This is a genomic window from Rhodothermales bacterium, from assembly GCA_034439735.1.
Classification (GTDB): Bacteria; Bacteroidota; Rhodothermia; order Rhodothermales; family JAHQVL01; genus JAWKNW01.
Genome location: JAWXAX010000211.1, coordinates 20,855 through 27,953, shown reverse-complemented (window position 1 = coordinate 27,953; position 7,099 = coordinate 20,855). Strand labels below are relative to the sequence as shown.

The following is a 7,099-nucleotide window of genomic DNA, read 5'->3' as shown; positions in this document are numbered from 1 at the left end:
CCAGCTGGGGGATGGGCGGGCGCTGCTCCTGGGGGAAGTGATCGACCGGCACGGCCACCGCCGGGATATCCACCTGAAAGGCTCCGGCCGAACCCCCTTCTCTCGCGGCGGCGACGGCAAGGCCGTCCTCGGGCCGGTCCTCCGAGAGTACCTTATCGGCGAGGCGATGCACGCGCTGGGCATTCCCACGACCCGCGCCCTCGCCGCTGTCAAAACCGGTGAGTCGGTGCACCGCGAAGGGCCGAAACCCGGCGCGGTCCTGGCGCGCGTCGCGTCGAGCCACATCCGCGTGGGGACGTTCGAGTTTTTTGCGGTCCGACAGGATACCGAAAAGCTCACCCGGCTGGCCGACTATGCCATTCGCCGGCACGACCCCGACCTCGCCGGTCAGGAGGATTGTTATCTCGCCTTTCTGCACCGCGTCGTCGCCCGTCAGGCGGCTCTCGTCGCCCGCTGGATGCACGTCGGCTTCGTCCACGGCGTCATGAACACGGATAACATGACGGTTTCCGGCGAGACGATCGACTACGGTCCGTGCGCCTTCATCGACGCCTACGACCCTCGCGCCGTCTTTAGTTCAATCGATCACCAGGGCCGGTATGCCTACGGTAACCAGCCGACGATCGCCCAATGGAACCTCGCCCGCTTCGCCGAGGCCCTGCTTTCCCTGCTCGATCCCGATGAGAATCGGGCCGTCGAACTCGCCGTCGACGCCGTGCGGTCGTTTATGGAGCAGTATGAAGCCGCTTACCTGGGAGGCATGCGCCGGAAGCTCGGCCTCGGCACGCCGGCAGCGGAGGATGCCGGCATAGTGGCTGACCTGCTTGGCGCGATGGAGGGGCAGGAGGTCGATTTTACACTATTTTTCCGCTATCTCTCTGCCGCGGCGCTCGGGCAGGTGGAGCCGGTGCGTGCCCTCTTCCGCGAGCCGGCGCGCATCGATGCCTGGCTCGGCGCCTGGAGGGAGCGGCTCGCCCGCGAGCCGGCGCCGGCCACCGAACGCGCCGCCGCGATGAACCGCGTGAACCCCCTGTACATCCCCCGAAACCACCTCGTGGAGGCCACGCTCGAGGCTGCCATGGATCGGGGTGATCTCCAGCCGTTCGACCGGCTGCTGGAAGCCGTGTCCGACCCGTTCGTCGAGCGAGAAGGGTGGGAGGCGTATACCGAGCCGGCGCCGGCCGGCTTCGGCCCGTACGCTACATTTTGTGGTACCTGAACCCCTATGGCCTGATCCGATGAAAACACTCCGCCTGTCTGCCACTCTGCTCCTTTCTGTGTGCACGTTTCAAGTCGCAGCCGCCCAGGGCTCGGCGCCTGATCTCGACGCGTACGTGCAGCGACACACCCCGCAGGCGATCGCGTTCCGGCATCAGATCCACCAGAATCCCGAGCTGTCGAATCGCGAACATGAAACGGCGGCTCTGGTGGCCGAGCACCTGCGCACGCTCGGTTTCGATGAAGTGCGGACCGGCATCGCCCTCACCGGGGTGGTCGGCGTACTCCGGGGCGGCCAGCCGGGCCCGGTCGTGGCGCTGCGGGCGGATATGGACGCGTTGCCGGTGGTCGAAGCCACCGGGTTTCCGTTTGCATCGACGAAGCGGACCACCTACGGCGGCCAGGAGGTCGGTGTGATGCACGCGTGCGGGCACGACATCCACGTGAGCGTGGGCCTGGGGGTGGCGAGTGTGCTGGCGGAGATGAAGGCGTCCCTCGCCGGCTCCGTCGTCTTTATCTTCCAACCCGCCGAGGAAGGGCCTCCCGCCGGCGAGGAAGGAGGCGCGCCCCTCATGCTGGAAGAAGGCGCCTTCGCCGATCCGCGTCCGGAAGCCATCTTCGCCCTGCATGCCCTCCCTTCGCTCGAAGTCGGCCAACTCGGGTTTACGTTTGGGCCGGTCATGGCCGCGGCCGACCAGTGGACGGCCCGCATCATCGGCCGGCAGTCCCACGGCGCGGAGCCGGAAGCGGGTGTGGACCCGATCGTCACGGCCGCTCAAGTAGTGCTCGGGCTCCAGACCATCAAGTCGCGCAACCTGTCCGCGCTGGATGATGGCGTCATCACGACAGGCATCATCCGCGGCGGCGAGCGGAGCAACATCATTCCGGCGGAGGTCTACCTGGAAGGCACCGTGAGGACCTACGACCCGGCCGTACAGGCCCTCATCGAGCGGCGCATGGAAGAAGTGATCCGGCATACGACCGCGGCTGCCGGCGGCACCTACGAATTTGTCTACGAACGAGGCCTACCGGTTACGGTGAACGACCCGCCGCTGGGCGAGCGTATGCGGCCCTCCCTGGAGCGTGTGGTGGGCGCCGAAAATGTCTTTGCCCTCAAGGCGAGCGGCACCGCCGAGGATTTTGCTTATTTTGCCATGGAAACGCCGGGCTTTTTCTTCCGCCTCGGGACGACGAAACCCGGAACGACCTCGGGCGGATTACACACCCCAACCATGACGGCGGACGACTCGGCGGTGCCGGTGGGCATCCGCGCCATGACGGCGCTCGTGCTGGATTATCTCGCCGGCGGAAAACCATAAGAGGTGGAGACAATGACGCCGCTATTCAAAAAACTCAACCTCGGCGCCGAGCGCGAAATCCTTGTGCTCAATGCACCCCTCTCGTTTGAGAACGAACTGGCTCAACTGGAAGGCGTCCTCGTCAATCGCGACGTTATTCCTGGTCATCCGGCGCGTTTCGCAATCGCGTTTGCCATGACGCAGGCCGCGCTCGATGCGGCGAGCAACGCCATCGCCTCGGTAGCGGATGGGGACGCCGTCGTCTGGATCGCGTACCCCAAGGGGACCTCCAAAACGTACCGGTGCGAATTCAACCGGGATACCGGCTGGACAGTCCTGGGCGAGGTCGGCTACGAACCGGTTCGGCAGGTCGCCATAGACGAAGACTGGTCCGCCCTCCGCTTTCGGAAGACCGCCTTCATCAAATCCCTCAAGCGGAACTCGGCGATGGCCATCTCCGCCGAAGGGAAAAAACGGACTGGCTCGTATTGAACATCTGGCCCGTCCTGAATATCCAGCTTACCTGCGAATCTGAAGCGGATGAAAACCAGCTACTATACCGCGACAAGCATCAACGGCTTTATCGCCGACTCGAACAACGCGCTCGACTGGCTCTTCCAGTTCGGTGAGATCGAAGGCATGCGGGATCATTACCCGCGGTTCATCGCACAGGTGGGCGCGCTCGCGATGGGCTCGACCACCTACGAATGGATTTTGAACCACGAAGGTCTGCTTGAACATCCCGAAAAGTGGCCGTATACCGTGCCGACATGGGTGTTCAGCCGGCGCACGTTGCCCGCTGTGCCGGGTGCCGATATCCGGTTTGTCCAGGGGGATGTGCGTCCGGTGCACGCCGAAATGGCCGCGGCGGCCGGCGGGAAAGATATCTGGCTGGTAGGCGGCGGCGAACTGGCCGGCCAGTTTCTCGACGTCGGGCTACTGGATGAACTGATCCTGGCTGTCGCGCCCGTGATGCTGGAAGGGGGCGCCCCCCTGTTGCCGCGCCGGCTGACCACGCCGCCGCTCCGGCTCACGGATGTGGAACGCTTCGGGGATGTGTTTGTCGTGCTGACGTATGCCGTGCCCCGGATCGATTAATGGGAGTACGCCATATAGACGCCTGTTCTTGTTTGAATCAATCAGTACCGGCGCATAATTTGGCCGTGACCTGAGTGGAACGATGGACCCCATTACTTCTCTCCTGGATCGCATTCACGGCTGCCGGCTCTGTGCCGAGCACCTGCCCCACGGGCCTCGGCCCGTGCTGCGCCTCGATCCGCGCGCCCGCGTCTTGATCGCCAGCCAGGCGCCGGGCCGAAAGGTGCACGAAACCGGCATCCCGTTCAACGACGTGAGCGGTGACCGGCTGCGGACGTGGCTGGGGATGACGCGGGATGAGTTTTACGACGAACGCCGGGTGGCCATCGTGCCGATGGGGTTCTGTTACCCGGGGACGGGACCCTCCGGCGACCTGCCGCCGCGGCCCGAGTGCGCGCCGGCGTGGCGTGCGGAGGCGCTGGCACACCTTACGGCGCTCGAACTCACGCTGGTCGTCGGGCGCTACGCGCAGGCCTACCATCTGCCGGCTTCCACGGGAACGCTCGCCGAAGCGGCGAGGGCCTGGCAGGTCTCCTGGCCCCATACCGTGTTGTTGCCGCATCCAAGTCCGCGGAATACATTGTGGTTGAAGCGGAATCCATGGTACGAGGCCGAGCTGCTTCCAATCCTCCGCGCCAGGGTCCGAGACGTGCTTCGAGGAACTCCGGACGGCGGAGAACGGTAACCCGCGCTCACCCCCCAACCCCCTGACCAACAACCCGTGAATCCTATGACCTACCTCGCTCTCCTGTGTAGCCTCGTCCTCTGTTTTGCGGTCGCTACGGCGACGGCTCAGCCGACGCCCTACGGCGCTCCAATCACTCTCGAACAGGCCAAGACGATTGTGGCCGGCGCGGAGGCCGAAGCCCTCAAGAACAGCTGGAACGTTGTGATAGCGATCCTCGACCCGGGGGGGCATCTGGTGCTGCTCCAACGGATGGACAATACCCAGTTTGGCAGCATCGATGTCGCCCAGGCGAAAGCGTATTCCGCCGTGGCCTTCCGCCGGCCGACCAAGGCATTTATGGATGCCCTCGCGCAGGGCGGCGAAAACCTCCGCATCCTGGGGCTTGAAGGCGCCACCCCGGTCGAAGGCGGGATCCCGATCATTGTCGATGGGGCCATCATCGGCGGCATCGGCGTTTCTGGGGTCACCTCCGCGCAGGACGCCCAGATCGGGCAGGCCGGCATCGACGCCCTCCTCGGGCAATAAGGGGCTGTCGATTCATCGCCAACTCGGACGAACATGAACCTCGGTGCTTTTTCCATCAGCCTCGCTGTAAAGGACATCGCGGCCTCCCGTGCGTTCTACGAAAAACTCGGCTTCACCGTGTTCCACGGCCAGCAGGAGCACAACTGGCTGATCATGCGGAACGGGACAACCATCGTCGGACTCTTTCAGGGGATGTTTCATCAGAACATCCTCACGTTTAATCCGGGATGGGATCATAACGCGCAGAATATCGATCCCTTCACCGATGTGCGCGATCTCCAGAAGCAGTTGCGGGCCGAGGGGGTGGCGTTTTCGTCCGAAGCCGACGAATCGACAAGCGGGCCGGCGAGCTTAGTCGTCGTGGATCCGGACGGCAACCCGATCCTGGTCGACCAGCACAGGTAGCTGCTGGGCGCGTATGGCGCCATCATGTGCCATGTTTTGACGTGTGATGTGGCGCGGAAGTGGTCATGTGGCGTTTATCGAAGCATATTCATGTGGTTTCTCCACTTCGAGTTGGCTGTTACAACGGGTGGGTAACAATACGCGTGGACGCTTACCTGGCCAGAATCATCATCTCTATGCGATCCATTACGCTTTCGACTTGTGGACTCCTTTTGCTGTGCGCGACCTCTTCGCGTATCGCTCAGGGTCAACACTCCGAGCACGACCTGGGCGTCATCGTGTTTCCGGTCACCTGCGATGCTTCGGTACAGGCAGCGTTCAGTCGCGCCGTCACGTTGCTCCATCACATGACGTACCCCCAGGCGCGGGAAGCGTTCGAACGGATCGAGGCTGCAGAACCGACCTGCGCAATGGCGCACTGGGGCATCGCCATGACCCTTTTTCAACCGTTATGGCCCACACGGCCGAATGCCACGGCGCTCCAGAAAGGCTGGGAGGCCGTGCAGCACGCGCGCTCGCTTGCCCCGCCCACGGAACGTGAGCAACAGTTTATCGCGTCGGCCGAGGCCTTTTTTCTGGAGCCGGCCGGAACGGATTACTGGCTCCGAATCCGGCGGTGGGAAAAAGCCATGGAACAGGCGTACGCGTCGTTACCGGACGACCCGGAGATCACCGCGTTTTATGCGCTGGCGCACCTCGCCACGTCCACTCCTGCCGACATCCGCGCCCACGCGGATCGGGCCGCCGAGTTGCTCATGCAGGTGTACACGTCGAATCCAGGGCACCCCGGCGCGATGCATTACCTCGTACACGCCAACGATGTCCAGGGGCGGGAGAAGGAGTTGTTGGAAATTACCGATACCTATGCGGCGATCGCGCCGCGTAATCCGCATGCCCTCCATATGCCGACACACATTTATACCCGTCTCGGCGATTGGGATGCGGTCATCGAGGGGAACATCCGCGCCGCGGAAGCGGCCCTCGAGCACCCCGCCGGCGAACGGGGTGAGTTCGTGTGGGACGAATTCCCCCACGCGATCGAGTACCTCGTCTATGCCCATCTTCAGCAAGGCGCCGACCAGGCTGCGGCCGAACAATTAAAACGGTTGCATGCGATGCCTGGCCTGGAACCCACCTTTAAAACGGCATTCCACCTGGCTTCAACGCAGGCTCGCTACGCGCTGGAACGTCGCCAATGGAGCGAAGCCGCTGGGATTACGCCGCGCCAGCCAGAACATCTGGATTGGGATCGGTTTGCCTGGCCGGAGGCCATCGTGTGGTTCGCGCGTGGTCTCGGGGCAGCCCGTGGGGGCGATGTCGTGGGAGCCCGAGCCGCGGTAGAGCGGATTGGCGCGCTCGAAGCGACGACCCGCGCCGCCGGCGAGGAACTCTTCGCCCGCCACATCCAGACGGCCCGACTCGCGGTCAGTGCCTGGATCGAACATGTCGAAGGAAACACCGCGGCCGCGGTGAGGCTGATGCAAGAAGCCGCTGACCTGGAATCGACTACGCCCAAGCATGCGGTCACGCCAGGGCCTACCCTGCCGGCGATAGAACTCCTCGGAGATCTCTTTATGGAACTCGAACAGCCGGAGGAGGCGCTGGCGTCGTATCGTCGTTCGCTGGAGCGGTATCCCGGACGGTTTAATAGCCTTCTTAGCGCCGCCCGTTCGGCCGCTACACTCGGAGACGCGGCCGCGGCGCGTGACTATTATCAGCAGCTCGTCCATGTCGCCGTGGAGGGATCGAAACGGCCGGCTCTTCTGGAAGCGGCAGCCTATCTCGACAAACACCCGTAACCGGAAGGCGGAATCATGGGAGGAGGTTCGCTTGGCCGGATTCGCGATGTGAGTGGGCTGTTACTTGC

8 protein-coding genes are annotated in these 7,099 nt (G+C 63.9%); all 8 read left to right on the top strand.

From position 1 onward, the window contains the following. Positions 1 to 1,219: YdiU family protein (locus SH809_15660; protein MDZ4701146.1), on the top strand; the 1,219-nt coding region annotated here is incomplete at its 5' end. Positions 1,220 to 1,238: 19 nt separating this feature from the next. Beyond that, positions 1,239 to 2,537 (top strand): amidohydrolase, encoded by a 1,299-nt coding sequence (locus tag SH809_15655; protein ID MDZ4701145.1) that lies wholly within the window; start codon positions 1,239 to 1,241, stop codon positions 2,535 to 2,537. Between the two features lie 12 nt (positions 2,538 to 2,549). Further along, the gene (locus SH809_15650) at positions 2,550 to 3,008 is read left to right on the top strand and encodes a hypothetical protein (protein ID MDZ4701144.1); all 459 of its coding nucleotides are present in this window, start codon (positions 2,550 to 2,552) and stop codon (positions 3,006 to 3,008) included. 48 nt (positions 3,009 to 3,056) lie between these two features. Then, a complete protein-coding gene (locus SH809_15645; protein MDZ4701143.1) occupies positions 3,057 to 3,614 on the top strand; it encodes a dihydrofolate reductase family protein in 558 nt (185 codons plus the stop codon). A gap of 82 nt (positions 3,615 to 3,696) precedes the next feature. Then, complete coding sequence (locus SH809_15640) at positions 3,697 to 4,299, top strand: uracil-DNA glycosylase family protein (protein MDZ4701142.1); 603 nt, start codon at positions 3,697 to 3,699, stop codon at positions 4,297 to 4,299. A gap of 45 nt (positions 4,300 to 4,344) precedes the next feature. Then, positions 4,345 to 4,827, top strand: coding sequence for a heme-binding protein (locus tag SH809_15635; GenBank protein ID MDZ4701141.1), 483 nt, complete (start codon positions 4,345 to 4,347; stop codon positions 4,825 to 4,827). Between the two features lie 33 nt (positions 4,828 to 4,860). Continuing rightward, positions 4,861 to 5,232 carry a VOC family protein gene (locus tag SH809_15630; protein MDZ4701140.1) on the top strand — a complete coding sequence of 124 codons (372 nt, stop codon included), beginning with the start codon at positions 4,861 to 4,863 and terminating at the stop codon, positions 5,230 to 5,232. 176 nt (positions 5,233 to 5,408) lie between these two features. After that, the gene (locus tag SH809_15625; protein ID MDZ4701139.1) at positions 5,409 to 7,031 is read left to right on the top strand and encodes a tetratricopeptide repeat protein; all 1,623 of its coding nucleotides are present in this window, start codon (positions 5,409 to 5,411) and stop codon (positions 7,029 to 7,031) included. Positions 7,032 to 7,099: the final 68 nt, after the last annotated feature.